This is a genomic window from Selenomonas ruminantium subsp. ruminantium ATCC 12561, from assembly GCF_000424065.1.
Classification (GTDB): domain Bacteria; phylum Bacillota; class Negativicutes; order Selenomonadales; family Selenomonadaceae; genus Selenomonas_A; species Selenomonas_A ruminantium.
On sequence record NZ_AUJE01000002.1, the window covers coordinates 151,346 to 177,391 of the forward strand.

The following is a 26,046-nucleotide window of genomic DNA, read 5'->3' on the forward strand; positions in this document are numbered from 1 at the left end:
GAATCATCATGAATTTTACAATCAGACAGGAGCGTCAGGGAGATACACTGACCATGTTTTTGACAGGGGAGTTTAACAAGCTGGCTATGGACGCCTTCGACAAGGAATTTTTGCTGGCGGCAGAGGGTGTGAAGGAACTCTTATTGGACTTTTCCGGGGTCACCTATCTTTCTTCGGCAGGGCTGCGCTCCTTGTTGCAGGCAGCTAAGATTATGGAAAGCCAGGGGGGCAGTTTTACCGTGCTCTATCCGCAGGAGGTGGTGATGGATGTCTTTGAGATGACGCATTTTGACCGCTTCATTCATATCGTCCGTGAGGGGGAGGAGCAAGCTCCAATCAATAGCGCTTACTACCCTTTGCGTCCCATCCAGCGGTGGCTGACAGACACGCATTTTCGGCGGGCCAAGTCCACCATGATGAATACAGGCGCCCTGGTACGCCTGGAAACTGCCGTGGATTTGGAGCGGCTGGCGGCAGCGGTGAATGGTCTCTTGGAGTCTTATGATATCTTCCGCTGCCGTTTGGTGTTCCGTCCCGATACCGGGGAATTTTGCCAGCGCTTTGACGGGAAGCTGGAAAAGGTCTATGTGGAAAGCCTGTCGGAGGAGGGGCTGGAGGAGCGCAAGCAGGAGCTGAAGCAGCCCTATGACCTCATTGACCGTCCGCTGTATCGGGTCAATATCATAAAGACCCCGGAGTCCAAGTATATCTATATGGACTTTTACCATGCCATCATGGACGGGGCGGCCATCGTCCTGCTTTTCTGGCGGGAACTGGAGAAACGTTATGTCCACGGCAATGAGGCCGTTGCAGCCAAGCGCCAGCCTGCCAGCTATGCGGACTATGTCAGGGAAGAGGCAGCCTTGCCTGAGGATGAGCTGGCCAAGGGCAGGGCTTACTGGGAGACCATGCTGGCAGGTTTTGCTAAAGATAAGCATCTGCCTCCTATGGACGGAGGAAATGTGGACGAGGGACCGGAGCATGAGATGGAAACACCCCTGGAGGGCATAGAGAAGGGCTTCTTCAAGGGGAAGGATTTCGGTGAAAACGCCTTCTTCATGGCGGCCGCCATGCTGGCTATCGCTAAGGCGGCCGGGCGCAGGGAGGCCATTATCAGCTGGGTTCACAATGGACGGGTCACTTCGGCTGAGCGTCGTCTCATGGGCCTGATGCTGGATCAGTTCCCCCTGCGCTGGGACTTTGAGGGGGATATGACGGTGGAGCAGTTCCTGCCTAAACTGGAGGCTCGGATAACCGAGGGCATCCAGTACCGGAAGGGTATGGACAAAATCTATGAGGAAGGCTTGGAGGCAGGTTGTGCCTGCTTCATCCTGCAGAAGGGCACCCTGGGACGCCGGGGAAGTGTGAAGCTGGGAGACACCCAGGCCGTCATTGAGGAAATGCCAGCCAACGAAATATCGGCGGCAGAAAATACGCTGGATATCGAGCTGAATGCTCATGATGATGGCACCTATTCTCTGGTATTGGACTATGACCCTCACTGCTACTCGCGTAAGGCCATGGAGGCGTTCACCGAGCAGGTGGAAAAGATGGCTGTCGCCCTGCAGGATGGTGGACGGAAGCTGGCAGAACTGTTGTGAAGAAGGGATGGGAACATGAATAAAGAAACATGGTGTGTCCGGTATCTGTCCGAGGAAAGTCCCGAGTGCCTGCCCCTGCCTGATGGCAGGGAATCGGGCAGTTGGGGGCGGCAAGCTCTGAGGCAGACTGTAAAGGTGGATGCTGCGGAATTGTCGGCAAGCTTGCTGCTCCTGCTGGGACTTTACGGTGGTTTGCAGGAAGGCGCCTTCCTGCTGCAGCAGGGAGAATGCCTAAAGCCGGTGCGGCTCAGCTGGCAGGGAGAGGAGTCTCCTGAGGATTTCATTGCACGGGTGCAGGGCTGGCTGGAAGAAACAGGGAATTTTACCTGGCAGGAGGAGGAAATAGCGGAACTTTTGGGCTGGGAGCCGGGCCGGGGGCTGATTCTTTGCTTTGAGGCGGAGCGCGGCTGGGTACCGGGGGACAGATATGCCCTGGGATTCTGCACTGGCGGAGGCGAGGCCTCCATCTGCTATGATGAGGGCAGGTACAGTCCGGCCTTCATCAGGGAACTGCTGCTGGCCTGGGGGCAAATCCTCCAAAGCCTGCGTACAGCTCCATCGCTGGGCAAGGTGCGGGTGACTTCGGCAGAAACCGAGCAGCGGCTGAATTCCTTCAACGACAATGCCCATGACTACGACCGCCAGACTACGGTGGTGGAGCTTTTCCGCCAGCGGGCGGCAGAGTTTCCGGAGAATACGGCGGTCATTTACGAGGAGCGGGCCTATACCTATGCCCAGGTGGAGGATATGTCTGATAGGCTGGCCGTTTTCCTTGCCCGGCAGGGGCTGGGCAGGGGGGACCGGGTGGCAGTGTTCATCCCCCGCTCCGAGTACATGGTTATCGCTTCCCTGGGCGTGTTGAAGGCAGGTTGTGCCTATGAGCCGTTAGACCCTAACTATCCGGATGAGCGCCTGTCCTTCATGGTCAAGGATGCAGAGGTGAAGGTCATCATCGTGGCTGATGAACTGAAGCCAAGGCTGGCGAATTTCCCTGACTACAAGGGACTGGTGCTGACTATTTCCGATGTGGCAGGCCTGCCCTCGGCCACATCGGAAGAAATCAAGGGGCTGGAGGGGCCTGAGCCTGAGGATCTCTTCATCCTCATCTACACTTCTGGCACCACCGGAGTGCCTAAAGGGGTGCGCCTCCTGCACAGTAATCTCATGTGCTATACTGCCTGGTACCGCAGGTACTTTGCGCCTACGCCGGAGACTAAGGTCAGTTGCTACAACAGCTATGGCTTTGATGGCTCTTTGGGAGATATGTATCCCATTCTGACGGTGGGGGGGACCGTGGTGGTGGTTCCCGAGGAAAAGAAGCTGGATTTGCCTGCCTTGGCAGAACTTATCCGGCGTCATGGCATTTCTATCTCCGATATGCCCAGCCAGGTGGGGCGGCAGTTTGCCTTGACCATGGACTGCCCCAGTCTCCGCTATATCGTGGGGGGCGGGGAGAAGCTGGTGTCCTTTGAGCCGGTCTATCCCTATATCATGGCCAATGAATACGGCCCCACGGAGGCCACTGTGTCCGTCACCTGCTATGATGTGACGAAATATGAAGCCGATATACCCATCGGCACACCAAATGACAATACGGACATCTACATCGTGGATGCCTATGGCCGCCGGGTGCCGCCAGGGGCTTTGGGCGAGCTTTGGATTGCCGGGCCTCAGGTGGCGGGCGGCTACCTGAACCGCCCGGAAAAGACCAAAGAGGTCTTTGTCGCAAATCCGTTTTCCACTGACCCTGATTATGCCACCGCCTATCGCACTGGAGACATCGTGCGCTACCTGCTCGATGGCAATATCCAGTTTGTGGGGCGTCGGGATGGCCTGGTGAAGATAAGGGGCTTTCGGGTGGAACTATCGGAGGTGGAAGGGGTCATCCATGACTTTCCGCAGGTGGAAAATGCCGCTGTGGCAGCCTGGGATAATCCTGCCGGTGGCAAGTTCATCGCCGCTTATGTGGTGTCCAAGGAGCCCATCAATCAGGAGGCTTTGGCCAACTTCATTCGGGAGCGCAAGCCCCCCTATATGGTACCGGCAGCCATCGTGCAGCTGGAAGCCATCCCTAGGAATCAGAACGGCAAGCTGAACAAAAAAGCCCTGCCGGTGCCGGAGCTGCGGGGGAGCTTAGAGGAGTATGTGGCGCCTAAGAATGACATCGAGAAAGAGCTTTGCAGAGGCTTTGCCGCTGCGTTGGGAATGGAGCGGGCCAGTGCAGAGGAAGATTTCTTCCAGGCCGGTGGAGACAGCCTGAGCATCGTGCGTCTGCTGTCTGAGTGCCGTGACCTGAAGCTGAATTTTAACCTGATTTACGAGGGCAAGACCCCCGCAGGTATTGCCGCTCTGCTGGCAGAGCGCAGCCAGCAGGCAGCGGGGGAGAAGAAGGAAAGCCATTTCTTCGGTCCCTTGCAGGAACTGCACTACAACTGGGGAAACTCTTTGGAGGAAGGCTACGGCCTTCACTGCGATGCCTATATCACGTTGGACGCTGCTACTGATTTGGAACGGCTGGCAGTGGCGATTGAAACGGTGCTTTTGGCACATCCGGCGATGGATGCCAGGCTTACGATGGTGGAAGGAGAACTGCGCTGGAAGCAGGGGGATTTGCAGGGGCTGCGCCCTCATGTGGAGAAAATGACCCGGGAAGAATATGAGGCATTGAAGCCAAAACTGCGGCAGAGCCTGAACAAGCCTGACACCCGCATGTTTGTCATGCGTCTCTTTGCCATTCGGGAGCAAGAGGGAAGCCTTAGCAAAGTGTTCTATTTTGATATTCTCCACCCCATTATCGACGGGGATTCTATTGACATTTTCCTGCAGGATTTGGATGCTGCCTATCGGGGCGAGGAAGTTCAGCCTGAGGAGTACAGCATCTTTGACTATTACGACGAGATAGAGGCGAAGCTGGGTACTGAGGCCTATCGGCAGGAACAGCAGTGGAATCGGGATTTTGTTCGTTCCTTTACCAACCTCCTCAGTGAGATGCCCGGAGATCTTGATTCCAAGGGGGAAAATGATACCAAGGATATCTTTGTGCCCATCCATGTGGATTTGGCGGCGGTGGATGCTTTCACCAAGGCACAGGGCATCACGGACGGCACTTTGACTGCAGCTGCCTTTGGCCTCTTGCAGGGCCGCAACAACGGGGAACAGGCTGGAGTGGTGCTCACCATCTACAATGGCCGTGATGACATCCGCTTTGAGCGCACCATGGGAGCCATTTACCGTCACTATCCGCTTTGTGTGAGCTGGGATGAAAACATGGGTGCAGGGGACTTTGTCCGGCAGACGCAGGAAAATGTCCTGCTTTGCCGCCGTCACGCGCTCTATGAAGGGGACCCGGTGCCGCTTATCGTGGCATTTTCCTATCAGGGGGAAGATATGGACATGGGCTTTGACTTCTGCGGGGGACGAGCGGAATATGAGGAAATCGAGGACTTTGAGGAGGAGAATTTCGACTTCTTCGTCCATCGCCGCAGCGACGATTTCTATGTGAACCTGACTTACAATACCAAGGAGTACAGCGAGAAATTTGTAGAGACCTTCCTGCAGAATTATGCCCGGGTCATTCAGGCTTTGGTGGCAGGGATGAAGCCGGCAGATATCATAAGGGAACTGGCTGACAAGGAGGTTGTCCCTTGAGTTTGCAAGAAAAAGTAGATCATGCTTATTTTACCCGCAAGATGTTTATGGGGGCAGTACTGCCTGCCCCTTTGGCAGGGATTGGCCTGGCTTTGGCGGAAATGGGACACACGATTCTGGTGGGGCATGCGATCGGCACGGAGGGGCTGGCTGCCGTGGGCTTTGTCTCGCCAATCTTCCTGCTGGCGGCTTTCTTTGTTTTTGGCCTCTCTATGGGGGGAGCAGTGATTTATGCCAACCTCATGAATGAGGGGAAAAAGGAGGAGGCGCTCGCCATCTTCCGCTTCTTCCTGCGCCTGTCTGCCGTTATCGGCTTTGGCATGGCAATCGGGGGGCTGCTGCTGGAGGATGGGGTGCTGACGCTATTGGGTACATCCCCGGAGGATGGTGAAGTCTACCAGCTGACCAAAAGCTATATCACGTTTATCCTGCTCGGGATTCCATTTGAGATTCTTATGGAACTGGTGACCGCCTACTTGCGGAATGACAATGCCGATACGTTGGCCATCACCCTGCAGACTATCAGCGGTTTGGCCAATCTGGTGGTCAGTGCCATGCTGCTCTTATTCTTTGACTGGGGCATTACCGGTTGCAGTTTTGGCTTCTTCATATCTAATGCGGGAACCTTTGCCATTGCCATGGGCTACCTTTGTCTGGGCAGAGGGCAGTTGCGGGTGTTGGGCAGGGCAGCTTCCTTCCGGGAGGCCTTCAAGGCCCTTCGCTTGGGCTTTGCTACATCATCGGAGTACATCTTTGATGCCATCTTTACCTTGGCAGCTATCCACCTCATGATGGATTTGGCGGGCACTGAAGGGGTGGCGGTGTTCAATATCATTGAAAACCTTTCTCTGCTGTTCATCTTCATCTATGAGTTTATCGGCAAAACGGCCCAGCCGCTTTTTTCCACATTCTTTGCCGAGTGCAATTTCACTGAACTGCACCGTGTTTTCCGCTACTGTCTGTTATATTCTTTGCTTTTAGGACTCCTGGCTACGGCAGGGGTTATGGTCTGGCCTCAGGTACTGGATTTGCTCTTTGGCATGGAGGATATCGGTGAAGTAGGCAAGGCCTACTATGCGGCCAGGGTATTTTGCATCGGCACCATCTTCATGGGGGTGTGCCTGCTGCTGCAGAATTATCTACAGTCTGAGGAAGATGAAAAAGGGGCTTTCCTGGTGGTCTTTATGCGGCGCGTTGGCGCCGGCCTGCCGTTGCTGTTCCTGCTGGCAGAGGGGGGCTTTTACGTCTTCTGGTTTGTTTATCCCTTGGGGGAACTGGTGACTTTGGCGGTAATCTGGTTTTACCAGCGGCGCCGGGGAGAGCGCAAATCCATCCCTGCCGAGCGGGTCTACAGCGTTTCCTTCCTGGGCTATGGGGAGGCACTAACCCGGCAATTGGAGGCCATAGAGGAATTCGCTGTCCGCTGGGGGGCCGATGAGAGGAAACGCTACCTCCTGCGGCTGGCTTTGGAGGAAATCTGCGAGGAGGAAAGCGTCCGCTTCAAGGGAGAGTCTGTGCTGGTGCAGCTTACCCTGATTGCCCGGGACGATGGGATTTTTGAACTTCATTTCCGGGATGATGGAGAAGAGTTTGACCCCTTCCAGCTGGCTAAAGAAGCGCTGGCTCATCAGCCGAAAGGAATGGCAGAAGCTGCCCGGAATACCCGTGGCATTGGTCTGCATATGGTCAAAAGCCATGCGGTCAATTTTTTTTATCGCAGCTATCATGGATTCAATACATTGACGCTGTCTATCTGAATAGAATAAGCGCAGGGGTGTTGACAAGGTTATGTTTTTGCTCTATGCTAGGAAGCAGAATATAGGTTGACACCTGTTGCCACCGGGTAATGGGAAAAGCGTCATTTTCTTATCGTTAGGTCTTGGCAGATAAGAAAATGACGCTGTTTTTGTAGGAGGTAAAAATATGTTTCGGAAGATGAGGAGATTCAAGCAGCAACTGGCAGAGGAAGAATGCAAAGAAGTGCTAAGAGAAGCGAAACGGGGCGTGCTGTCCATGCTGGGCGATGACGGCTATCCCTATGGTATTCCTATGAATCATTGGTATTGCGAGGAGGACGGTATCCTTTATTTCCATAGTGCCAAGGAAGGACACCGGATGGATGCCATAAGGGCCTATGACAAAGTGAGCTATTGTGCGCATGATGAAGGCTGGCAAAAGCCCGGTGAATGGGCGCTCAATATCCGTAGTGTAGTTGTCTTTGGCCGGATGCAGCTGGTGACGGATGAGGAAAAAATTCGCCAAATCTGTAGCTCGCTGGTGCGCAAATTTACGGATGACGAAGCGTACTTGGAACAGGAATTGAAACACGCCCTGCCCCGAGTACAATGTCTGGCGCTGATTCCGGAGCATATGACCGGCAAATTAGTCAATGAATCGTAGGTGAAACGAAAATTCCCCATCCCACATGAAACATTGCAGGATGGGGGATTGTTTACTTTTGGTACTTTTCAATAGCCTTCTGTGCCATTTTCCGGAATACATCTTCATACTCGCGGTACTTTTTCTGACCAATAACAAAGGGGTGAGGCTGACCGGGAAGGCGGTGTTTGAGTTTTTCCAGACGAGCAAAGGTATCGTCTACCCAGCCATGGGCGCTCATTTCTACATCAACCTGGAAATCAGCGGTGTATTTTGCGAAGTAGTTTACTGCGCTTAGATAGAGGTAATTCATTTCCAGATTGGCTGGTGTGCCGGTGCCGCCCCAAATGGCCATATGATGTTTTTCGCCATGGTCGGTGACGGGGACAATCATGGACAAGCAGCCGGGTGTATGACCGGGGGTAAGCACGAGGAAAATGCTGGTGTCACCTAGCGTAATGGTCTGACGGTCATTGAGTTCGATGTCAATCTGTGGACGTACGCCGGAAAAAGCATTTTGAGCGGGAATCACCGAATACCAATTGCAGTCAATGATATTAATGCCGATTTTTGCATGCGGCGCATATTTATCCTTGAAGAACTGGGCACCACCATAGTGGTCGCTGTGACCGTGGGTAAGGAGAATATAGCGGGTGTCTGCAGGGGATAAGCCTAGCTTTTTCATGCTGGCAGCGGCATAGTCTGCATCCTGTTCATCCCAGCCGGAGTCAATCATGATAAGACCTTCACTGGTGCGCACAACAAATTGAGCTACGGAGATGGAGCCAATGTAGAAAAGGTTGTCAAAGACTTGCGCGGGTTCGATGGGCGTGCGGTCAAATAAATAGTGCATGGCTGTTTCACCGGTAGCTTCCTCCGGCGAATGGGGATATTCTGTGGATGCAGCGAATGCCTGTGGGTCACCCAATAACAAGCCGGCGGTTAGAGCCAGACTGCCTTTGAGAAAGTTTTTTCTGGAAATAGGTGAATAGAAATTCATCATTAAATGCCTCCTAATAATAGTATGTTAACATACTAATACAATAGTACGTTGACATACTATTGTCAAGAAAAAAATCACAGCTTAGCCGTGATTTTTTCTTCCAGTCTAGTGAGGGTTTTTGTAAAGCTGGTTAATTCCTCGTCTGTAAGCCCGGATTCGGTTTCCCGCATAAAGTCATAGTCAAGTTTTGCCAGTTCCTTGGTGAGAAAGATACCAGCGGGGGTGGCTTGCAGCTTATAGAACCGTTTATCGCTGTCATCTTTTTGACGGGTCAATAATTCTTTTTTTATCAGTCTGTCCACCAAAGCTTTGGTGCTGTTTTTGTCTTTTTCCAAGCGTGCAGCTAATTCTTGTTGAGAAAGGTTTTTCTCCCTGCTGACAATTTGCAGCACCACCCATTGTTCTGGGGTGATGTCATAATCGGCTAATACTTTTGTCATGAACTGATGAATCTTGCGAGCTGTACGGCAAATGATATAGCCTGTGGTTTCTTGTAGCATAACATTCTCCTCATTACATAACTGAAATCATTATAGCATATTTTGACCAGTCATTTTAGGTGTTTTATGATTAGGATGGCTTTTCGCTTAATAGAATTTTTCCTCTGCTGATTCACACTATTGTTATGCCCGTTTCAATTGTCATAAGGCAGACCTCCTCATATTATGCGATAATTTATGGTGTACCGTTCATATGTTCAGGAGCGTCGGCAAATTTACGCCGGACGAAGTCGATAAGACAGCGTTCGTCCGCGTAGATTTGCCGGCCTTTTTTGGTGACGATAAATCCTTTTTGAGCAAGTCCCTCAATGGGAATGGCGATAAGATTACTATCCTGCAAAATGCCATTGCCCGTCAGAATCGACAGGGCAATGCCTTGTTGGACGATGTTCCAGACGCTCGAAAGGTTGGGGGAATAATGGAGAATCTGTGGCTGGAGCTTTTGCCGGTCAAATTCAGCCAGCACGCGTTTGGTCAGGATAAATTTACGACTGAGCAGCACCAGGGGATAGGCGGCCGCTTCGGCTAAAGTGACGCTGGGCTTATCGGCCAACGGATGGCTGCGTGGGACACAAAGGCAGATGGGCCAGGACGATAATTTGCGCAAGGTGAGATTGGGCCGTCCTTCGGCATCGTGGACAAAGGCCAGGTCAACTTCTTCACGCTCTACCATATTCAGCGCTGCGCCGCCGGCAGGTTCTGTGATTTCCAGCTGGATTTCCGGGTGCAGCTGGAAAAATTCGCCCAAAAGCAGCGGCAGGATAATGGTGGCAATCTGCGAAGGCACGGCCAGCTGCAGGCGGTTATGTCGTTTGGCAATCTCTTTGACACTGGCTTCAAAGCGTTTGACCTGCTTTAGCATCTTTTCCACTTCCTGAAACAAGGCCTGCCCATCAGCGGTGAGCTGAATATTGCGCCCTACATGACGGAACAGGTTCAGGCCGGTTTCCGTTTCGAGGTTCTTCATGGACAGGCTCAGGGTGGATTGGGACATATGCAGGCTGGCGGCTGCTTTGGTAACATTTTCGTGACGGCAAACTTCGGCGAAGTATTGCATTTGCTGGATATTCATGGCAGTACCTTCCTTTCTGATAGTTCCATCATAGTGAAATCAATCGGTTTTTTCAATAGATAAATCGATTATAAGTGTTTTTTATTTCGGTTTGAATACGCTATGATGAAGACAGAAAAAAACAGTGTGAAGCGGGAGGTAATGACGATGAAAAAGGCAATGAAAATTCTGGCGGAAAAGATGATGGCAAGAACGCATAAGGCTGTAAAAATTTATCAACTGGAATTGCGGAAAAAGCAGGACATGACTCCGGCGCGGTGGAATATGCTCTATGGGAAATATCTGCCAGATATGGACGAGGCTATTTGACGAAAGGAGAGCGCTATGGAAAAGAAAGCGATTCTGCTGGACGAGAAGGACAATGTGGCCACTTGCACCAGCGAAGCACAGCCGGAGGACATGGTTATTTGTCATGGTGGCGGCAGTGCCCAGGTTAAAGCTGTCGAAACGATTCCCATTTGGCACAAGATTGCCTTAAAACCTATCGCCAAGGGTGAAATGGTCTATAAGTACGGGGAAATCATCGGCGAAACTTTGCAGGATATTCCGCAGGGCGGCTGGGTATCGCATGAGAATATCCGCAGCATTCCTAGGGATTATGCCAGTGAGTATGTAATGGGCAAGGAGGGCAAATAACATGGAATTTTACGGTTACAGACGCAAAGAAGGCCGCCCTGGCATCCGCAATCATATTTTGATTCTGCCCGCTTGTGCCTGCGGCAGTGAATCCTGCCGAATTGTGGCAAGTCAGGTGCGGGGCGCGGTGAATATCGTCTTTAACACCGGCTGCAGTGATGTGGCGGCCAATACGGAAATGAGTCAGAAGGTGCTTACGGGCTTTGCCCTGAATCCTAATGTCTACGGCGTAGTTATCATCGGCCTGGGCTGTGAAACCGTACCCCATGCCAAGCTGCGGGAAAAGATACAGGCAAGATGTTCCAAGCCGGTAGTTTCCTTTGGCATACAGGAAGAAGGCGGCACCTTAAAGACCATTGCAAAAGCTGTGCGGGCTGCCCGGGAAATGGCGGCTGAAGCCGGGCTGCAGCAAAAAGAAAAATTCCCCATCAGCGAGTTGCTGTTGGGGATAGAATGTGGCGGCAGCGATGCTACTTCCGGCATTGCCTCTAATCCTGCGGTGGGCAATCTTAGCGATAGGCTCGTAGATTTGGGTGCGTCCGCCATGATGAGTGAGTCCATTGAGTGGATTGGCGGCGAACATGTGCTGGCCCGTCGGGGCGCCACACCGGAAATCCACGACCAGATTATCCGGGTGTGCGAGGACTATGAAAAACATTTGCTGGCTGCAGGGCAGGATTGCCGGGCCGGTCAGCCGACACCGGGCAACAAAGCGGGCGGCTTGTCCACGATTGACGAAAAAAGCCTGGGCTGTATCCGCAAAGGCGGCACCCGTCCCATCGTGGAGGTGCTGGAACAGGCGCAGCCGCCTACGAAGCACGGGGCCATCGTCATGGATACGGCAGGATATGATATTTCGTCTGTAACATCCATGGCGGCCGCCGGCTGTCAGGTCATTATCTTCACCACGGGCAGAGGTACTCCCACGGGCAACGCCATTGTGCCGGTGCTGAAAGTGACCGCCAATGAACATACGTATAGTTGGATGGAAGATAATATGGACGTGGATTTATCAGGCATTATCCGAGGTGAGCAGACCATTGAGGAAAGCGGCGGTATGCTGCTGGAAAAGCTTCACGAGATTGCAAATGGCAAGCTCACCAAGGCAGAAGCTTATGGTTTTTCGGATATTGCGGTTGACCATGTGTGCAGATTCGTGTAATTGGCGTAAGGGCGATGGCGCTTCGGCAGAAAGGCTTTGGCTATTCTGTTGAAGCGCCATTTTGCAATACGAATAGGCAATCATGGCCCGGCGTCTGATAGCACATATTACAGGAAACGCATTTTGCAGGTGCGCAATCTCCGTTTTGCCAGCGTTTGGGCAAAGAAGGTTCGCGCACGAATGGCCGGGAGAGGGACAGAAAGGCAATGTGGCCTGCGTTCAGTACCTGCTCCATTCCCTCGATGCTTCTATGACCACCGACCAGAATGACCGGGACGGACACCATGTCGGCCAAAGCAAGTGCAAATTCCTTAAAGTATGCTTCATCGCACTCTGTGCCTCCCATTATAAATTTCCCGTACGGGAAAACCGGTTGATGTTAACGCTGTCCGCATGTTCAATGGCATAGGCGAGAGTCTTTAGCATCTTTTCCTTATCGTTCTGTAAAATGCCATCAATACGCACAGAATCCAGCGGATGCAATGACCAAAAATAAGTGTCCGGTAAATCCAGGGCGGCGATGAAGTCTCGTTCTTCCTCCAGGTGTTCCTTCTCCGTGGCAGGAATGAATTTCCCATCCTTGATGTCATGGTCAAGTTCAATACTCTTTACATTGGATGACCTGATGAATTAATACATTACCGACTGTCCGTCGTTGGGCATATCATAATTTGTCACGCCGCGTTCGGCCAGTTTGCCTTTCAGCGTATGACGAGTGAGAGCGGCGTGAGCCACATTGTCCAAATGGGTCAGATACAGTCTGGCATTCGGTGCAGTCTTGGCAACGCAGTGGACATCTTCGGCATCCATGATCAGCCGGCCATTTTCTACAGTCTCGGCGGCACAGCAGTTGAGTGCCACGACTTCCGGCTGGCAGCGTTTCAACATGTCTGCTACTGCCGGATACCATATCGTATCACCTGCCAGATAAAAGGTTTTTTCCTTTTCGTTTTCAAACATAACACCCATCGCATCACCACAAGGGTTTACCGTGCCATGGAGGGCTGGTACCTTGGTCAGTTTTGCCTGACCAAACAGCATGCCGGTTTCGCACAGTACGGTCGCATTCTGGAAACCGGATTTTTTGAAGACAGCGGCATCTTCCGCATTTTGGCAGATTACAGGCACAGTTTTGTCCAAAGGTGTGCCTACAGTACCATCCATGGACATATCAATGTGGTCGGGATGGATATGCGTTACCAGATAATAATCGACGCCGGCGAGAATTTCTTCCAGCGGCATGGGCAGGTCATAGAAGGGCATGGGCAAATGTTCCTTCATTTCATCCGGCACATGATAGGGCCTGCCGGGAACATCAACGAAGGAAAACTGATGCTTGGGCATCAGCCACGGGTCAATCAGGAAAATTTTACCGGCATAATCAAGACGATTCGTGGCATTGCGTATTTGTGTCAGTTTCATGGTGATATCTCCTTTTCGTAACTTTCAAATTGCGTTAGCTAGGTTATGCTTTTAGTATAATGCTTATACCAAGGCATAACAAGCAAAGAGAGTTTCTTTTGACGCAACTTAAAGGTTGCTGTAAAATAAAATGAAAAGGGGAGATGAAACTTGAATCAGAAACAAATGGAATATTTCCTCGAAGTATATAGGCAGGGCAATATTCAGAACGCTGCGGACAGGCTCTTTGTGTCACGGCAGGGAATCAGCAAGATGCTCAGGACTTTGGAGGAGGAACTGGGGCAGTTGCTCTTTATCCGCAATCCGCATGGCCTTGTTCCGACTGATTACGCCAATGCACTTTTACCGCATGTGCAGCGGCTGCTGGCAGAATATCAGAGCATTGCGAATATGAGCACATTGGCCTCACAATCCAAAAGTGTGGTGACTATCTACGCACTTGACCATATTATGGCTTACTTTGGTGCGGATTTTCTTTGGGATTTTCACCGTGCATGCCCGGATATTATCCTCAGCACTGTGGATACGACAGATGATGCAGCCTTGAAAGGTGTGTTGGAGAAGCAATGCAACTTTGCTATCGTCACAGGAGAGGTTGACCAAAATCGTTTTGCGGCTGAACCATTATTTTTTTCCCGGTACTGTGTGCGGCTGCATCGTGAGCATTTGCTGGCCAGCAAAGAAAAGATTGCCTATGCTGATCTGGAGGGGGCGCGTATCGTCAGCAAGGGGCGGGCTTATCGATGTTTTCGGCATAATATTGATAGGTATATCTTATTGCCGGGGATTCAGGTAGACCTTGTAGCCGAAACAGCCGATGAAATGCTTATCACCGATATGATACTCCGGCATCAGGCAATAAATCTGGGCTATGACTACGCTGCTGTGTTGAATCTTCATCCGGATATTGTGGTAAAAGTTTTAGACAAAGCTGATGAGCTTGGCCAGACTGTATACCTTGTCTGGGACAAGACCACAGTCCTCACCCAAGCCAGCCAAAAGTTTCGTGCCTTTCTGCTCGAATGGCTGTCGCAAAATGGTAAAGACAAGGTCGTCTTAGATTGCAGCAAAAAGCAATAATGGAGGGTTGAGAAATGGACAATAAGGAACGTCCTAAAAATATTATAGTCAGGGGCGCTCGCGTGCATAATCTGAAAAATATTGATGTGGATATCCCCTTGGGCAAGTTGGTAGCCATTGCCGGGGTATCCGGCTCGGGAAAATCGTCTTTGGCGTTGGGCACCTTGTACGCGGAGGGCTCACGTCGTTATCTGGAGGCGCTGTCTACCTATACACGCCGCCGTATTACGCAGGCCGGCAAAGCCGATGTGGAAGAAATCCGTCATGTACCGGCGGCCTTGGCGCTTCATCAGCGTCCGGGGATTCCCGGTGTGCGCAGTACCTTTGGTACGGCGTCGGAACTGTTGAACAGCCTGCGTCTGCTGTTTTCCCGCCTGGGCAGTCATACCTGTCCCAATGGGCATCTTTGTCCGCCCAATATGGATGTGGCGCTGATGCTGCCGACCAAATGCCCCATCTGCGGCGAGGAGTTTTACGGCCCCGGCGCTGAGGCTATGGCCTTTAATTCGGAAGGAGCCTGCCCGCATTGTTCAGGGACAGGGATTGTGCGTACAGTTGATGAGAGCAGCCTCGTGCCGGACGAAAGTCTGTCCATTGCAGAGGGGGCAGTGGCTCCGTGGCAGACGCTTATGTGGTCATTGATGAAGGATATTGCCAAGGAAATGGGCGTGCGGATTGATGTGCCTTTCCGTGATTTGACACCGGCGGAAAAGGATATTGTCTTTCATGGCCCAGCAGAGAAAAAGCATATCCTCTATGTCAATGAAAAGACCAATGTAGCTGCAGAAATGGATTTTACCTATTATAACGCGATTTATACGGTGGAAAATGCGTTGGCGAAAGTCAAAGATGAAAAGGGCATGAAGCGGGTCGAAAAATTCCTGCATGAAGCTGCCTGTCCGGAATGCGGGGGCACACGGCTGTCGGAGAAAGTGCGCTCGACAAAGCTGGCCGGAAAAAACCTGGCTGAGGCTACAGCCATGACTTTAGATGAACTGATTCCCTGGGTTAAGGCTGTGCCGGATACTCTGCCGCAGGAAATGCGTCCCATGGCGGAAAGTATCAGCGAATCGTTTTTGGATAATGCTCGCAGGTTGAAGGAACTCGGTCTGGGATACCTGTCCCTTGACCGTGCCAGCAGCACACTGTCTACCGGTGAGCGTCAGCGCGTGCAGCTGGCCAGAGCTGTGCGCAATGAAACCACAGGGGTGCTTTATGTACTCGATGAGCCGAGTATTGGCCTGCATCCGGCCAATATCGAGGGACTTTTGGATGTGATTGACAGCTTGCTGCGCGACGGCAATTCCGTGGTTCTGGTCGATCATGATGTGCATGTATTGCAGCATGCTGATTATCTGATTGAACTGGGGCCGCTGGCTGGCAGTGAAGGGGGCAATTTGCTGTTCGCCGGAGACATGCAGGCGGCAGTAAACAGCAAAGTCTCCAAGATTGCTCCTTTTATGCGCGGCGGGGCAAATTGCAATTTGCGGCAGCGTACGCCTGGGGAAGAGATGTTTGCGTTGGGCACAATCCATTTGGAAACGAATCCGCTGCATACGGTAAAGCCCTTGCGGGTAGATATTCCCAAGGGAAGATTGACCGTGGTTACCGGCGTATCCGGTTCGGGCAAGACCACCATGGTGCTCGAATGTCTGCTGCCTGCATTAACGGCCAATGCGGAAGGCCGCAAGCTGCCGCCGCAGGTCAAGGCCATAACCGCCGCGGGCATACGCCGGGCTAATCTGATTGATGCCTCGCCCATCGGCATCAACATCCGTTCCACGGTAGCGACATATAGTGGCGTACTCGATGAATTGCGCAAGCTCTATGCCGGTACTGCCATGGCTAAAGAGAAAAAATGGAAGGCAGGAGCTTTTTCCTATAATACGGGCAAGCTGCGCTGTCCGACCTGTGATGGCACGGGCCAGATTTCCCTCGATGTGCAGTTCCTGCCCGATGTAACGATTACCTGCCCGGACTGCAATGGTCAGCGTTATAGCGAGGCAGTCAAAGAGGTACTCTGGCAGGCGGAGGGGGCAGAGCGTGGCTATACTTTGCCGGAAATACTATCCTTGACCGTAAAAGAGGCGCTGCCGCTTTTTGCACATCAAAAAAAGATTAAGGGGAAACTTTCGACTTTGTATGACCTAGGTCTGGGCTATTTGACTTTGGGCGAAGATACACCTGCCCTCTCCGGTGGAGAAGCTCAACGCTTGAAACTGGCCAGTGAGATGGGACGTTCGCAGGCAGATTCTGTCTTTATCTTTGATGAGCCGACTATCGGCTTGCATCCGTTGGATGTGCAGGTACTTCTGCAGGTTTTTGACCGTCTGGTGGCTGCCGGTGCGACTGTGATTGTCATTGAGCATGATTTGGATGTAATCATCAATGCGGATTACCTGATTGATATGGGGCCGGAAGGCGGCGAAAAAGGCGGGCGTATTGTAGCCTGCGGCATGCCGGAAATGGCAGCAGAGAGCAAAGAGAGTATTACGGGAAAATATATCGCCAGAGAGATAGGGCAGCAAAAAGTTTTATGACTGTAAACGTTGACGGTTGTTATTTTTTATATGGTCAGACTTTGAAATCCGGCTGGTCACGGTAGAAGTGCTGTAAAAGTTCAATAAAGGCATGCAGGGATTTGCGCTTGTCGTTTTTATGCGTGTAAACGCCACAGGGAATGACGACATTGCTGTCAAAGTCAAGCCAGGCAAATTCGCCGTTATGGTCATTTAAGAAACCAGGTGCCAGACATACTCCTTTATGGGCAGCCACATTGGTGAGCGTGTTGTCATGGTCAGGGCTGTTGAAATAATCTACATGAATTTCGCTGATTATGCGTTGCTGCAGGGCACGCAGCATGGGCGGGGAGCCGCCGCCTACCATAAGTGTACGACCTTTTAAGTCGCTGGGCGTAACCAGCGGCTTTTTTGTCAGGGCATCATTTTTCTCGGTAATCAGGTAGATGTGACTGTCAAACAGATGGTGACAGGTCACATCCGGTACGCGCTTCATCGTGTATTCCATGGCAAAGGTCACGTCCTGTTCGCCCTGCAGAAAGGATTCCTGTCCGTGCTGCCAGTCAAAACTGGGAATGACATTGACTGTAGGAAAACTGCGGCTGAATTGCGCAATGACCTGTGGCAGAAAGTAGATGGCGGAACGAATCGGCAGCGTTATGCGAATGCTTTCGGCATATTTGGCGCTGAAATTCTGCCCCTGCTCAATGGCCTCCTTCAACTGTCCGTAAAGTGTGCGCAAGGTGCCGACAAATTGTGCGCCTGCCGGTGTGAGCATAGCCCCTTTGCCGGAGCGTTCAAAGAGGGCAAAACCAATCTCGTTTTCCACAATCTTTATCTGATAGGTCAATGTGGGCTGCGAGATAAAGAGATTTTCAGCAGCGCGGTTGAAATTCAGCACCTGCGCCAGTTCCAGTATATATTCCATTTGCTTGGTATTCATCGGTGAGGCCTCCTTTGTTTCTATTTGCAGTATAGCGGCTGGCTATCGAAAATGCAACGATTTTAATAGAAAAATTAAATTGATAATCTAAACTTACAATTGGATATTCTGATATAACATCGCTATAATGAAATCAACAAAAGGAAATGCAGATACGCTGAAAGGGGAATGTCAAATGTCACTGGAGATTTTAGAAGCAAAAGAAGCGATTCGCGAGGTTATTGATGGTTTTGCCAATCTGGAGTGCAATGTGCCGGCGCAGATGGTTTATTTTACCGAAGATGTTCATGTCATGGTCTATATGGGCGATAAGCTCACGATGAATATTTATGGACGGGACACGTTGGAAAAACAGTTCAGCGCCTTTACCGGCGGAATCAAAGCATCGCACCATCAAAACGGTCAGCAGGTCATTACGGTAGATGGCGATACGGCTGTGGACGTGCATTACTGTCGTGCGGCCCTCGTGATGGAGGAAAACGGCCATGATGTGGTGTCGGACAACTACATCCGCTATACGGATAAGCTGGTGAAGCAGGACGGCAAGTGGCTTATCAAGGAACGTGAGCAGCATTTTGTCATCACAAAGAAACAGGACTTATAAGAGGCTGATGAAAATGAAACGCAGAGATTTTATTCGTTTGACCGGCATGGGAACCTTGGGACTGTTGTTTTCAGGCTGTGGTATTTTCAGCGATAAAGCCGCCTCACCGGCAGTAGCGGCGGAAAATGTAGGGGCTGTTGCTGAAGGAGCAAAAGGAAAGAAAATTCTCGTGGCGTTCTTCTCACGCAAGGGTGATAACTATGAAGTGGGCTATATCGAAAAAGGGAATACGCATATTTTAGCAGATATGATTGCTGAAGAACTTCCTGGAGCAGACGTCTTTGAAATCAAAACGGTGAAGGAATACGCTGCGGATTATCGGGCATGTACCGAAGAAGCCAAAGCTGAGAAAGAACAGGATGCGCGGCCGCAGTTAGCTACAAAAATACCGAATTTTCAAGATTATGACATCGTATTTCTCGGTTATCCCATTTGGTGGAGTGATTTACCCATGCCGGTCTATACCTTTATGGAAAGCTACGATTGGCAGGGCAAGACAGTCATCCCCTTCTGTACTTCGGCAGGCGATGTAATGACAGGTTTGGAGGACAGAGTTATTCCGCGTTACGCCAAGGGTGCGCAGGTAAAATTGCCGGGGCTGGGTTTGTCCGGTAAACGTGTCCAGCAGGAAACAGAGAGTGTTCGCCCGCAGGTAAAGACATGGCTGAATGAACTTAGAAATATGGGCGTATTATAACAGGTTGGAGGGAGCGAAAATGCACTTGAAACAAAAGATATATCACAGCATTCTTACGGCAAGTGTGCTGTTGTCACTTAATATTGGTTTTGTATCTGCTACGCCAATTACCATCGAGGAGCAAGGTTCATTTACGGTGGGCGGCAGTTATAAACAGCATGCAGGAAAATTCACGCAGGAGAATTTTGTTGCAGAAGATGGGCAGAGAGCTTATGGCGATTTTGCTTATGTGGAGTATCAAAAGCCCGTCAAAGCAAAAAAACTGCCGTTGATTTTTCAGCATGGTGGTGCTCAGTCAAAACGTACATGGGAATCCGACCCGGATGGACGGGAAGGGTTCAATACGATGTTTTTGCGAGCCGGTTATTCCGTATATCTGGTAGACCAGCCCCGTAGTGGCGAAGCCAATCTTTCCACGGAGGCAGTAACGCCGGACACACCTTGGGCAAGTAATCCCATGTATGGAGATAAAACACTATATGTGCTTTCGCGTATTGGCCATTATGATGAGAAAGGCAACCCGGTTCCTAATGCCCAGTTCCCGGAAGGCGAAGAAAATTATCAGGCTTTCCAGCAGAGCTGGACGATTGGTTCTGGCCCCTTGGACAACGACCTCAATGCTGATGTACTGGCTAAACTTTTTAATCGCCAGAAGGATGGGGCGGTGTTGGTTTCTCATTCTATGGGCGGAACAATTGGCTGGCGTACAGCTATTCGTACAGATAAAGTGAAGGCTATTATTGCCTATGAGCCGGGAGGAACGCCCTTTGTGTTCCCGGAATCTGAAATGCCCACATTAACTGCCGCACGTTTTAAAGCGCTCTCTGCTTCGGCAATGGGGGTTCCCATGGAGGATTTTCTGAAACTCACCAGAATTCCCATCGTGCTGTATTATGGAGATTATATAAAAATCGGTTCGGAAAATGTTGGCGAGGATAAGTGGGGAACTGAGTATGCGATGGCACAACAGTTTGTCGCGGCTATAAATCGTCACGGTGGTGATGCGACTTTGGTACATCTGCCGGATATCGGTATCAAGGGAAATTCGCATTTTCTTATGCAGGAAAAGAATAATCGTGAGATTATGGAACTGGCTTTAAAATGGTTAAAGGAAAAGGGCCTTGATAAATAAGGGAGTTATGTGTAAAAGAGGTGTTTTGAAAGGAGTAATGACAAATGCAGTATGTAAAATTTGGTAATACGGGGATGGATGTTTCGCGGATTTGTCTGGGGATGATGAGCTTTGGCAAGCCGGGCAAGGAGAATGGCGTTTTCCCTTGGGCTAAGGACTATGAAGAAGGCAAGTCAATTTTTAAGAAAGCCATTGACCTTGGTATCAACTACTTTGATACAGCAAATGTTTACCAAATGGGTTCCAGTGAGGAGATTACGGGACGTTACATCAAAGATTTCGGTCTGAACCGTGATGAAATTGTCGTGGCAACGAAGGTGAATTTTGAAATGCGTCCCGGTCGTCCAAATGGCGGCGGTACCTCCCGTAAAAATATCATGGCAGAAATCGACCACAGCCTTGAGCGTTTAGGACTGGAATATATCGACTTGTATCAAATTCATCGGTTAGATACGAACACACCAATGGAAGAAACCATGGAGGCGCTCCATGATGTGGTAAAGAGTGGTAAAGTTCGTTATATTGGAGCATCGACTATCTTTGCCTGGCAGTTGGAACGAATGCAGAATATCGCAGAGAAACATGGCTGGACGAAATTTGTTTCCCTGCAGCCACAATATAATTTGATTTATCGTGAAGAAGAACGGGAAATCATGCCGCTTTGTCAGGATAGAAAAATGGCGGTAGTTCCTTGGAGTCCTTTGGCTGGTGGCCGTTGTGCCCATCCGTGGGGAATGGTGACGGAACGCAATAAGATTGACGATGTTTCGCCTATGGTCTGGAATGCGACCAATGATGTAGATAAAGTGGTCATTGATAATTTGGAAAAGATTGCCAAGGAGCATGGTCGCAGCATGGCGCAAGAATCTCTGGCATGGATGCTCTCTAAGCCTTATATCACTGCGCCAATTGTGGGAACAACGGATGTAAAGCATATTGAAGAAGCCGTAGCTGCACTGGACATTAAACTTGATGAAGAAGAAATAAAGGCACTTGAAGCACCTTACGTGCCGCACATTAAGACGGGGGCTTTTTAATGGGGAGGAGGTATAACAAATGGAATTTTTCACACTGAACGATGGCAATAAAATACCAGCAGTTGGCTTTGGAACCTTTCAAATTCCAGCCGATGGCAGTACCTACAAGGCGGTAAAGAAAGCGTTAGAATTGGGGATCCGTCATATTGATACGGCAGCAGCATATTTCAATGAGGCTGAAGTGGGGCAGGCAGTAAAGGATAGCGGTATAAAAAGGGATGATGTATGGATAACCAGCAAGCTGTGGCTGCAGGATTACAAATATGCAGAAGCACAGAAGGGCATTGATATTTCACTGAAAAAACTGGGCACAGATTATGTGGATATGTATTTGCTGCACCAGCCCTATGGGGAAGTGACTGAGGCTTGGGGTGCTTTGGAAGATGCGAAAAAAGCAGGTAAAATTCGCTCCATCGGTGTTTCCAATATGACACCAAAACTTTGGCAGCAATATGTATCGCAGTTTTCGACTATGCCAGCAGTCAATCAGGTGGAGTTCAATCCTTTTTTCCAGCAAAAAGAATTGCGCGAATTGTTGGCTCCGCATGATGTGAAAATTGAAGCATGGGCACCGCTGGGGCAGGGAAATTCGTCGCTGCTGACACATCCAGAGATTGTAAAACTGGCGGCTAAGTATGGCAAAGACGCCGGACAGGTGATTTTGCGTTTTGAATATCAGGAAGGGATTATCACTTTCCCAAAATCCATACATGAATCCCGTATCAAAAGCAATAAGGAAATTTTTGATTTTGCCTTGATGGAGGCGGAAATGGATGTTTTGCGTGCGCTGGATACAAATCAGGGGATTCATGACCCCGACCGTCCCGGTGTCAAGGAAATGCTGTTAGGAGCATTTGATGTTCATGCCAATGATTAAGCGACAGCCAGTATTGTATTTGTGAATAACTTATGGCCGCGAAAGGTTTGGTTATCAAAGGCCGCGTGAGGCAATAAGCTATTATACAGACGGTACTTGTGATTTGTCACACGTACCGTCCTTTTTATGGAGGTAAAATTTATGCGTATAAATGTATTTGAGGAAATGCGCAAGGGCGCGGCATACGATATCCGGCAGGAAGATTATGTGGAACAGGTGCATAGCGAACTCAACCGCTGTGCCTGTCTGTGTCAGAAAATCAACGCCACGGATGTAAACGACAAAGAAAATATTCTGAAACAGGAAAAGGAACTTCTGTCCAATACCGAGTTCACAGATTCCTATTTTACGCCGCCTTTTCAGATTGATTGCGGCAATCGGGTATTTGTGGGCAAAAATGTCTTTGCCAATCATAATCTGACCATGATGTCTCTGGGCACCATTACGATTGAAGATGGGGTTATGTTAGGGCCGGAAGTGGGCCTGTTTACCGTCAATCATGAACCGAAAAATATCCGTACGGTCATGACCAAAGAAATCCATATTAAGAAAAATGCCTGGATTGGCGCCAGAGTCAGCATTTTGCCCGGGGTAACCATTGGGGAAAATGCGATTATTGGCACCGGTGCCGTGGTTACGAAAGATGTTCCTGATAACTGTATGGCTGTCGGTGTACCGGCAAAGGTCGTTAAGCAATTAGATTAAATTTACGAGAGGAGCAACGAACATGGCCAAGACATTGGTAATCTATTATTCCCGCAAGGGGCAGAATTATGTAAACGGCAGTATTGTGGATTTACCTAAAGGCAATACGGAAATTGTGGCAGAGTTTATCCAAAAGGCAGTAGGGGCGGATGTATTCGAGACAGAAACGAAAAAGTCCTATGCGATTGACTATACGCAGTGTACGATTGAGGCCAAAGAGGAACTGCGCAACAATGACCGCCCGGAACTGGTGAAAATGCTGGACTCGGTGGCAGAATACGACAATATTGTTGTGGCTGGCCCGTGCTGGTGGGGAACTTATCCTGTGGCAGTATTCACTCAGCTGGAAGCACTGGATTTCAGCGGTAAAAAGGTGTTCCCTGTGATGACGCATGAGGGCAGCGGCATTGCCGGGGCTCCTGCGGCATTAAAGAAGTATTGTCAGGGAGCCGTGGTCGGTGAAGGGCTGGCTATACAGGGAGGAGCCGCCGCAGGCTCTGAAGCAAAAGTGGCTGTCTGGGCAAAGAAAAATCTTGCATAAGAAGGGGCGCAGAGAAAATGAGTAAAGAGGTTATGATTGTCACCGGTGCCGGGCAGATTTCGATGGCTATTGCCCGTCGCATGGGCTATGGCAAGAAGATTATTCTTGGGGATAAAAACGAAAAGAATGCACTGGCAGTGGCTCAAATTATGAACCAGGCAGGCTTTGATGTGGAGCCGTTTGTGATGGATATGTCTTCGCGGAATTCCATTCAGGCTATGGTGCAAAAAGCAACGGAATACGGCGAAGTAAAAGCATTGGTCTGTGGCGCAGGTGTTTCACCGTCGCAGGCACCGATTGAAGTGATCTTGCAGGTTGACCTCTATGGGACGGCAGTATTGATGGAAGAAGTCGGCAAAGTTATCGCCAAAGGCGGCACAGGGGTCATTATCTCCAGCCAGTCCGGTCATCGTCTGCCGGCACTCACGCCGGAGCAGGACAGGGCGCTGGCGATGACGCCGACAGAAGACCTGCTAAAGTTGGATTTTTTACAGCCGGAAAAGATAAAGGATACTTTGCATGCCTATCAACTGGCCAAACGCTGTAATGAAAAGCGCACGATGTATGAAGCTGTCCGCTGGGGCGAACGTGGTGCAAGGATAAATGATATTGCGCCTGGAATTATCGTTACACCTTTGGCCATAGATGAATTCAATGGACCGCGTGGTGATTTTTACAAGAATATGTTTGTCCGATGCCCGGCAGGCCGTCCGGGTACTGCTGATGAAGTAGCTGATGTGGCAGAGCTTCTGATGAGCGAACGGGCGCAGTTTATCACGGGTTCAACATTTTTGGTAGATGGTGGTGCAACAGCCGCTTATTATTATGGGCCGTTGCAGCCATAAAAAACTGAGTATAAAAAAGTCTCCGTAATTTGATATCCTATCGAATCAACAGGTCTTCTATGATAAACTATTAACAAGTCATAGAAGACCTTTTATTATGTCAAGCGAGAAGGTAGGAGTAAATGCAGAAGACAGATGTATGGCATGAGCTGGCGCCCGGGGAAATGCCAAAACTATTGGCAGATAAGCTGGAGCCTTTTGGTTTTTGCCGTGATGGAGATGTATATTTTTACGCAGAAGATTTGCTGGCAGGCAGTTTTAGGCTTCATGTAAAGGTCAGCATAGATGGTGTTGTGTCAACTTTGCTGATGGACACGGAGTCAGAGGAGCCCTATGTGCTGCATCTGGTGGAAAATGCACAGGGAGCTTTTGTAGGAGAAGTCCGGGCTGCCTATCAGACAGTCCTTGACCACATTGGTGCACCCTGCGGTGAACATGGCAGTTTTCATGGGCAGTATGTAGAGGAACTTTTGCAGTATGTGCAGAATACTTATGGCGATGAACTCGAATATCCGTGGAAGGACTTGGATGCGGCGGTTATCCGTTCCCATTTGTCGCAGAAATGGTATGCGGTTTTTATGAAGGTGCATCCCAGCAAAATCGGCATTGGCGGCAGCCAGCCTATCCGTATCATGGATTTGCATGGCACGGCAGAACAGGTGGCCTCCTTAGTAGATGGGAAAAAGTATTTTTCGGGCTGGCATATGAATCGTAAATATTGGTATACCATATGTCTGGATGGCAGTATACCGATGCCGGAACTTAAACAAAGAATCGACGAAAGCTTTGTATTGGCACAGCCAAAGAAACGGCGATAAGAGGGAGGCAAAATAGATGGAAGCGTAATGGCCGTGAAAGGAGACAGTATTTGATATGACAGAGGTTGTAGTAACCAATTTGCTTCATCCAGATGCGATGCTGGTCCGTCAGGAAGTGTTCATTGAGGAGCAAGGTTTTCATGATGAGTTTGACGACATTGATGAAATCGCAGATCACTATCTGCTGTATGTAGATGGCGAAATTGCTGGATGCTGTCGTGTTTTCCCGTCAAAAAATAACGAAAAGTACACTTTAGGTAGACTAGCCATTCGAAAGAAATATCGCGGCCAATCATATGGCAGTCTCATTATGCGTAAGGTGGAAGCGTGGATAAAAAAGAACAGCATTCCAGCTTTGGAACTATCGGCACAGGTAAGGGTACGAGCTTTCTATGAAGCATTAGGTTATATTGCTAGTGGTGACGAATACCTTGATGAGGGCTGCCCGCATATTCATATGGAAAAAGCTTTTATCTAATGGCAGGCGTATCATAAAAAAGCCGCAGATGACAATTCCCCATCCTGCATGAAACTTTGCAGGATGGGGAATTACTGGCTTAAAAAGGTGGTTTACGGTTGGTATTTTTTTATGGCCTCTTGTGCCATTTTTCGGAAGACATCTTCATACTTACGGTATTTTTTCTGACCGATAACAAAGGGATGGGGCTGGCCAGGGCGGCGGTGTTTGAGTTTTTCCAAACGGGGAAAGGTATCGTCTACCCAGCCATGAGCGCTCATTTCTACATCAACCTGGAAATCAGCGGTGTATTTTGCGAAGTAGTTTACTGCGCTTAGATAGAGGTAATTCATTTCCAGATTGGCTGG

26 protein-coding genes are annotated in these 26,046 nt (G+C 50.1%); 19 read left to right on the forward strand and 7 right to left on the reverse strand.

Annotated elements, in window-relative coordinates; translation table 11 throughout:
- The first annotated feature begins 8 nt into the window (after window positions 1-8).
- The 4 genes from G598_RS0101530 (at window position 9) to G598_RS0101545 (ending at window position 7,649) form a co-directional block, all read left to right on the forward strand.
- Entirely contained in the window at window positions 9-1,601 is a 1,593-nt protein-coding gene (locus tag G598_RS0101530; RefSeq protein WP_026765445.1) for an anti-sigma factor antagonist, read from the forward strand.
- Between the two features lie 15 nt (window positions 1,602-1,616).
- Window positions 1,617-5,249 (forward strand): amino acid adenylation domain-containing protein, encoded by a 3,633-nt coding sequence (locus G598_RS0101535; protein ID WP_026765446.1) that lies wholly within the window; start codon window positions 1,617-1,619, stop codon window positions 5,247-5,249.
- Window positions 5,246-7,006, forward strand: a complete 1,761-nt coding sequence (locus G598_RS0101540) for an MATE family efflux transporter (RefSeq protein WP_026765447.1) — start codon at window positions 5,246-5,248, stop codon at window positions 7,004-7,006. The genes G598_RS0101535 and G598_RS0101540 overlap by 4 nt, the downstream gene beginning before the upstream one ends.
- Before the next feature lie 166 nt (window positions 7,007-7,172).
- Window positions 7,173-7,649 carry a pyridoxamine 5'-phosphate oxidase family protein gene (locus G598_RS0101545; RefSeq protein ID WP_026765448.1) on the forward strand — a complete coding sequence of 159 codons (477 nt, stop codon included), beginning with the start codon at window positions 7,173-7,175 and terminating at the stop codon, window positions 7,647-7,649.
- A gap of 52 nt (window positions 7,650-7,701) precedes the next feature.
- Here the strand turns inward: G598_RS0101545 and G598_RS16705 are convergent, their stop codons facing one another.
- The 3 genes from G598_RS16705 to G598_RS0101560 form a co-directional block, all read right to left on the reverse strand.
- Window positions 7,702-8,631, reverse strand: coding sequence for an MBL fold metallo-hydrolase (locus tag G598_RS16705; RefSeq protein WP_051179784.1), 930 nt, complete (start codon window positions 8,629-8,631; stop codon window positions 7,702-7,704).
- Between the two features lie 74 nt (window positions 8,632-8,705).
- Window positions 8,706-9,131, reverse strand: coding sequence for a MarR family winged helix-turn-helix transcriptional regulator (locus G598_RS0101555; RefSeq protein ID WP_026765449.1), 426 nt, complete (start codon window positions 9,129-9,131; stop codon window positions 8,706-8,708).
- Between the two features lie 175 nt (window positions 9,132-9,306).
- Window positions 9,307-10,203, reverse strand: a complete 897-nt coding sequence (locus G598_RS0101560; RefSeq protein WP_051179786.1) for a LysR family transcriptional regulator — start codon at window positions 10,201-10,203, stop codon at window positions 9,307-9,309.
- Between the two features lie 147 nt (window positions 10,204-10,350).
- Between G598_RS0101560 and G598_RS19275 the strand changes: the two genes are divergently transcribed.
- Genes G598_RS19275 through G598_RS0101575 form a run of 3 tightly spaced genes read left to right on the forward strand, consistent with a single transcriptional unit; the run spans window position 10,351 to window position 12,001 of the window.
- Complete coding sequence (locus G598_RS19275) at window positions 10,351-10,512, forward strand: hypothetical protein (protein ID WP_178139515.1); 162 nt, start codon at window positions 10,351-10,353, stop codon at window positions 10,510-10,512.
- Between the two features lie 15 nt (window positions 10,513-10,527).
- Complete coding sequence (locus G598_RS0101570; protein ID WP_026765451.1) at window positions 10,528-10,839, forward strand: UxaA family hydrolase; 312 nt, start codon at window positions 10,528-10,530, stop codon at window positions 10,837-10,839.
- Window position 10,840: 1 nt separating this feature from the next.
- Window positions 10,841-12,001, forward strand: a complete 1,161-nt coding sequence (locus G598_RS0101575) for a UxaA family hydrolase (protein WP_026765452.1) — start codon at window positions 10,841-10,843, stop codon at window positions 11,999-12,001.
- Window positions 12,002-12,041: 40 nt separating this feature from the next.
- Here the strand turns inward: G598_RS0101575 and G598_RS0101580 are convergent, their stop codons facing one another.
- Both G598_RS0101580 and G598_RS0101590 read right to left on the reverse strand, forming a co-directional pair.
- A complete protein-coding gene (locus G598_RS0101580) occupies window positions 12,042-12,347 on the reverse strand; it encodes a beta/alpha barrel domain-containing protein (protein ID WP_026765453.1) in 306 nt (101 codons plus the stop codon).
- 284 nt (window positions 12,348-12,631) lie between these two features.
- Entirely contained in the window at window positions 12,632-13,423 is a 792-nt protein-coding gene (locus tag G598_RS0101590; RefSeq protein WP_026765454.1) for an MBL fold metallo-hydrolase, read from the reverse strand.
- 150 nt (window positions 13,424-13,573) lie between these two features.
- Here G598_RS0101590 and G598_RS0101595 point away from each other — a divergent pair, with 150 nt between their 5' ends.
- Both G598_RS0101595 and G598_RS0101600 read left to right on the forward strand, forming a co-directional pair.
- Complete coding sequence (locus G598_RS0101595) at window positions 13,574-14,503, forward strand: LysR family transcriptional regulator (protein ID WP_026765455.1); 930 nt, start codon at window positions 13,574-13,576, stop codon at window positions 14,501-14,503.
- Window positions 14,504-14,517: 14 nt separating this feature from the next.
- Window positions 14,518-17,043: an excinuclease ABC subunit UvrA gene (locus tag G598_RS0101600; protein ID WP_026765456.1), complete on the forward strand. Its 2,526-nt coding sequence runs from the start codon at window positions 14,518-14,520 to the stop codon at window positions 17,041-17,043.
- A 34-nt stretch (window positions 17,044-17,077) separates the two neighbouring features.
- Here G598_RS0101600 and G598_RS0101605 read toward each other — a convergent pair whose 3' ends face one another.
- Window positions 17,078-17,965: a LysR family transcriptional regulator gene (locus G598_RS0101605; RefSeq protein ID WP_026765457.1), complete on the reverse strand. Its 888-nt coding sequence runs from the start codon at window positions 17,963-17,965 to the stop codon at window positions 17,078-17,080.
- Between the two features lie 175 nt (window positions 17,966-18,140).
- Between G598_RS0101605 and G598_RS0101610 the strand changes: the two genes are divergently transcribed.
- From G598_RS0101610 to G598_RS0101655, 10 genes are all read left to right on the forward strand, one after another.
- Window positions 18,141-18,569 carry a nuclear transport factor 2 family protein gene (locus tag G598_RS0101610; protein WP_026765458.1) on the forward strand — a complete coding sequence of 143 codons (429 nt, stop codon included), beginning with the start codon at window positions 18,141-18,143 and terminating at the stop codon, window positions 18,567-18,569.
- A gap of 13 nt (window positions 18,570-18,582) precedes the next feature.
- Complete coding sequence (locus G598_RS16710) at window positions 18,583-19,266, forward strand: flavodoxin (protein ID WP_051179788.1); 684 nt, start codon at window positions 18,583-18,585, stop codon at window positions 19,264-19,266.
- 19 nt (window positions 19,267-19,285) lie between these two features.
- Entirely contained in the window at window positions 19,286-20,398 is a 1,113-nt protein-coding gene (locus G598_RS0101620; protein ID WP_026765459.1) for an alpha/beta hydrolase, read from the forward strand.
- A 44-nt stretch (window positions 20,399-20,442) separates the two neighbouring features.
- The gene (locus G598_RS0101625) at window positions 20,443-21,435 is read left to right on the forward strand and encodes an aldo/keto reductase (RefSeq protein ID WP_026765460.1); all 993 of its coding nucleotides are present in this window, start codon (window positions 20,443-20,445) and stop codon (window positions 21,433-21,435) included.
- A 19-nt stretch (window positions 21,436-21,454) separates the two neighbouring features.
- On the forward strand, window positions 21,455-22,312 hold the full coding sequence (locus G598_RS0101630) for an aldo/keto reductase (protein ID WP_026765461.1): 858 nt from the start codon (window positions 21,455-21,457) through the stop codon (window positions 22,310-22,312).
- 141 nt (window positions 22,313-22,453) lie between these two features.
- A complete protein-coding gene (locus G598_RS20320) occupies window positions 22,454-23,017 on the forward strand; it encodes a DapH/DapD/GlmU-related protein (protein ID WP_080656908.1) in 564 nt (187 codons plus the stop codon).
- A 22-nt stretch (window positions 23,018-23,039) separates the two neighbouring features.
- Window positions 23,040-23,558: a flavodoxin gene (locus G598_RS0101640; RefSeq protein WP_026765463.1), complete on the forward strand. Its 519-nt coding sequence runs from the start codon at window positions 23,040-23,042 to the stop codon at window positions 23,556-23,558.
- A 17-nt stretch (window positions 23,559-23,575) separates the two neighbouring features.
- Complete coding sequence (locus G598_RS0101645) at window positions 23,576-24,403, forward strand: SDR family oxidoreductase (RefSeq protein WP_026765464.1); 828 nt, start codon at window positions 23,576-23,578, stop codon at window positions 24,401-24,403.
- 122 nt (window positions 24,404-24,525) lie between these two features.
- The gene (locus G598_RS0101650; RefSeq protein WP_051179791.1) at window positions 24,526-25,221 is read left to right on the forward strand and encodes an MmcQ/YjbR family DNA-binding protein; all 696 of its coding nucleotides are present in this window, start codon (window positions 24,526-24,528) and stop codon (window positions 25,219-25,221) included.
- Window positions 25,222-25,276: 55 nt separating this feature from the next.
- A complete protein-coding gene (locus G598_RS0101655) occupies window positions 25,277-25,699 on the forward strand; it encodes a GNAT family N-acetyltransferase (RefSeq protein WP_026765466.1) in 423 nt (140 codons plus the stop codon).
- A gap of 92 nt (window positions 25,700-25,791) precedes the next feature.
- Here G598_RS0101655 and G598_RS19625 read toward each other — a convergent pair.
- Window positions 25,792-26,046, reverse strand: a 255-nt coding sequence (locus tag G598_RS19625; RefSeq protein WP_026765467.1) for an MBL fold metallo-hydrolase, incomplete at its 5' end; no start/stop codon positions are given.

Bases quoted from the DNA above. Each gene is read 5' to 3' on its own strand.
- G598_RS0101570 (WP_026765451.1), top strand. From the start codon at position 10,528: ATGGAAAAGAAAGCGATTCTGCTGGACGAGAAGGACAATGTGGCCACT.
- G598_RS0101655 (WP_026765466.1), top strand. From the start codon at position 25,277: ATGACAGAGGTTGTAGTAACCAATTTGCTTCATCCAGATGCGATGCTG.
- G598_RS19275 (WP_178139515.1), top strand. From the start codon at position 10,351: ATGAAAAAGGCAATGAAAATTCTGGCGGAAAAGATGATGGCAAGAACG.
- G598_RS16710 (WP_051179788.1), top strand. From the start codon at position 18,583: ATGAAACGCAGAGATTTTATTCGTTTGACCGGCATGGGAACCTTGGGA.
- G598_RS0101560 (WP_051179786.1), bottom strand. From the start codon at position 10,203: ATGAATATCCAGCAAATGCAATACTTCGCCGAAGTTTGCCGTCACGAA.
- G598_RS0101610 (WP_026765458.1), top strand. From the start codon at position 18,141: ATGTCACTGGAGATTTTAGAAGCAAAAGAAGCGATTCGCGAGGTTATT.
- G598_RS0101625 (WP_026765460.1), top strand. From the start codon at position 20,443: ATGCAGTATGTAAAATTTGGTAATACGGGGATGGATGTTTCGCGGATT.
- G598_RS20320 (WP_080656908.1), top strand. From the start codon at position 22,454: ATGCGTATAAATGTATTTGAGGAAATGCGCAAGGGCGCGGCATACGAT.
- G598_RS0101535 (WP_026765446.1), top strand. From the start codon at position 1,617: ATGAATAAAGAAACATGGTGTGTCCGGTATCTGTCCGAGGAAAGTCCC.
- G598_RS0101530 (WP_026765445.1), top strand. From the start codon at position 9: ATGAATTTTACAATCAGACAGGAGCGTCAGGGAGATACACTGACCATG.
- G598_RS0101620 (WP_026765459.1), top strand. From the start codon at position 19,286: ATGCACTTGAAACAAAAGATATATCACAGCATTCTTACGGCAAGTGTG.
- G598_RS16705 (WP_051179784.1), bottom strand. From the start codon at position 8,631: ATGATGAATTTCTATTCACCTATTTCCAGAAAAAACTTTCTCAAAGGC.
- G598_RS0101580 (WP_026765453.1), bottom strand. From the start codon at position 12,347: ATGGGAGGCACAGAGTGCGATGAAGCATACTTTAAGGAATTTGCACTT.
- G598_RS0101600 (WP_026765456.1), top strand. From the start codon at position 14,518: ATGGACAATAAGGAACGTCCTAAAAATATTATAGTCAGGGGCGCTCGC.
- G598_RS0101545 (WP_026765448.1), top strand. From the start codon at position 7,173: ATGTTTCGGAAGATGAGGAGATTCAAGCAGCAACTGGCAGAGGAAGAA.
- G598_RS0101630 (WP_026765461.1), top strand. From the start codon at position 21,455: ATGGAATTTTTCACACTGAACGATGGCAATAAAATACCAGCAGTTGGC.
- G598_RS0101575 (WP_026765452.1), top strand. From the start codon at position 10,841: ATGGAATTTTACGGTTACAGACGCAAAGAAGGCCGCCCTGGCATCCGC.
- G598_RS0101650 (WP_051179791.1), top strand. From the start codon at position 24,526: ATGCAGAAGACAGATGTATGGCATGAGCTGGCGCCCGGGGAAATGCCA.
- G598_RS0101590 (WP_026765454.1), bottom strand. From the start codon at position 13,423: ATGAAACTGACACAAATACGCAATGCCACGAATCGTCTTGATTATGCC.
- G598_RS0101645 (WP_026765464.1), top strand. From the start codon at position 23,576: ATGAGTAAAGAGGTTATGATTGTCACCGGTGCCGGGCAGATTTCGATG.
- G598_RS0101640 (WP_026765463.1), top strand. From the start codon at position 23,040: ATGGCCAAGACATTGGTAATCTATTATTCCCGCAAGGGGCAGAATTAT.
- G598_RS0101555 (WP_026765449.1), bottom strand. From the start codon at position 9,131: ATGCTACAAGAAACCACAGGCTATATCATTTGCCGTACAGCTCGCAAG.
- G598_RS0101605 (WP_026765457.1), bottom strand. From the start codon at position 17,965: ATGAATACCAAGCAAATGGAATATATACTGGAACTGGCGCAGGTGCTG.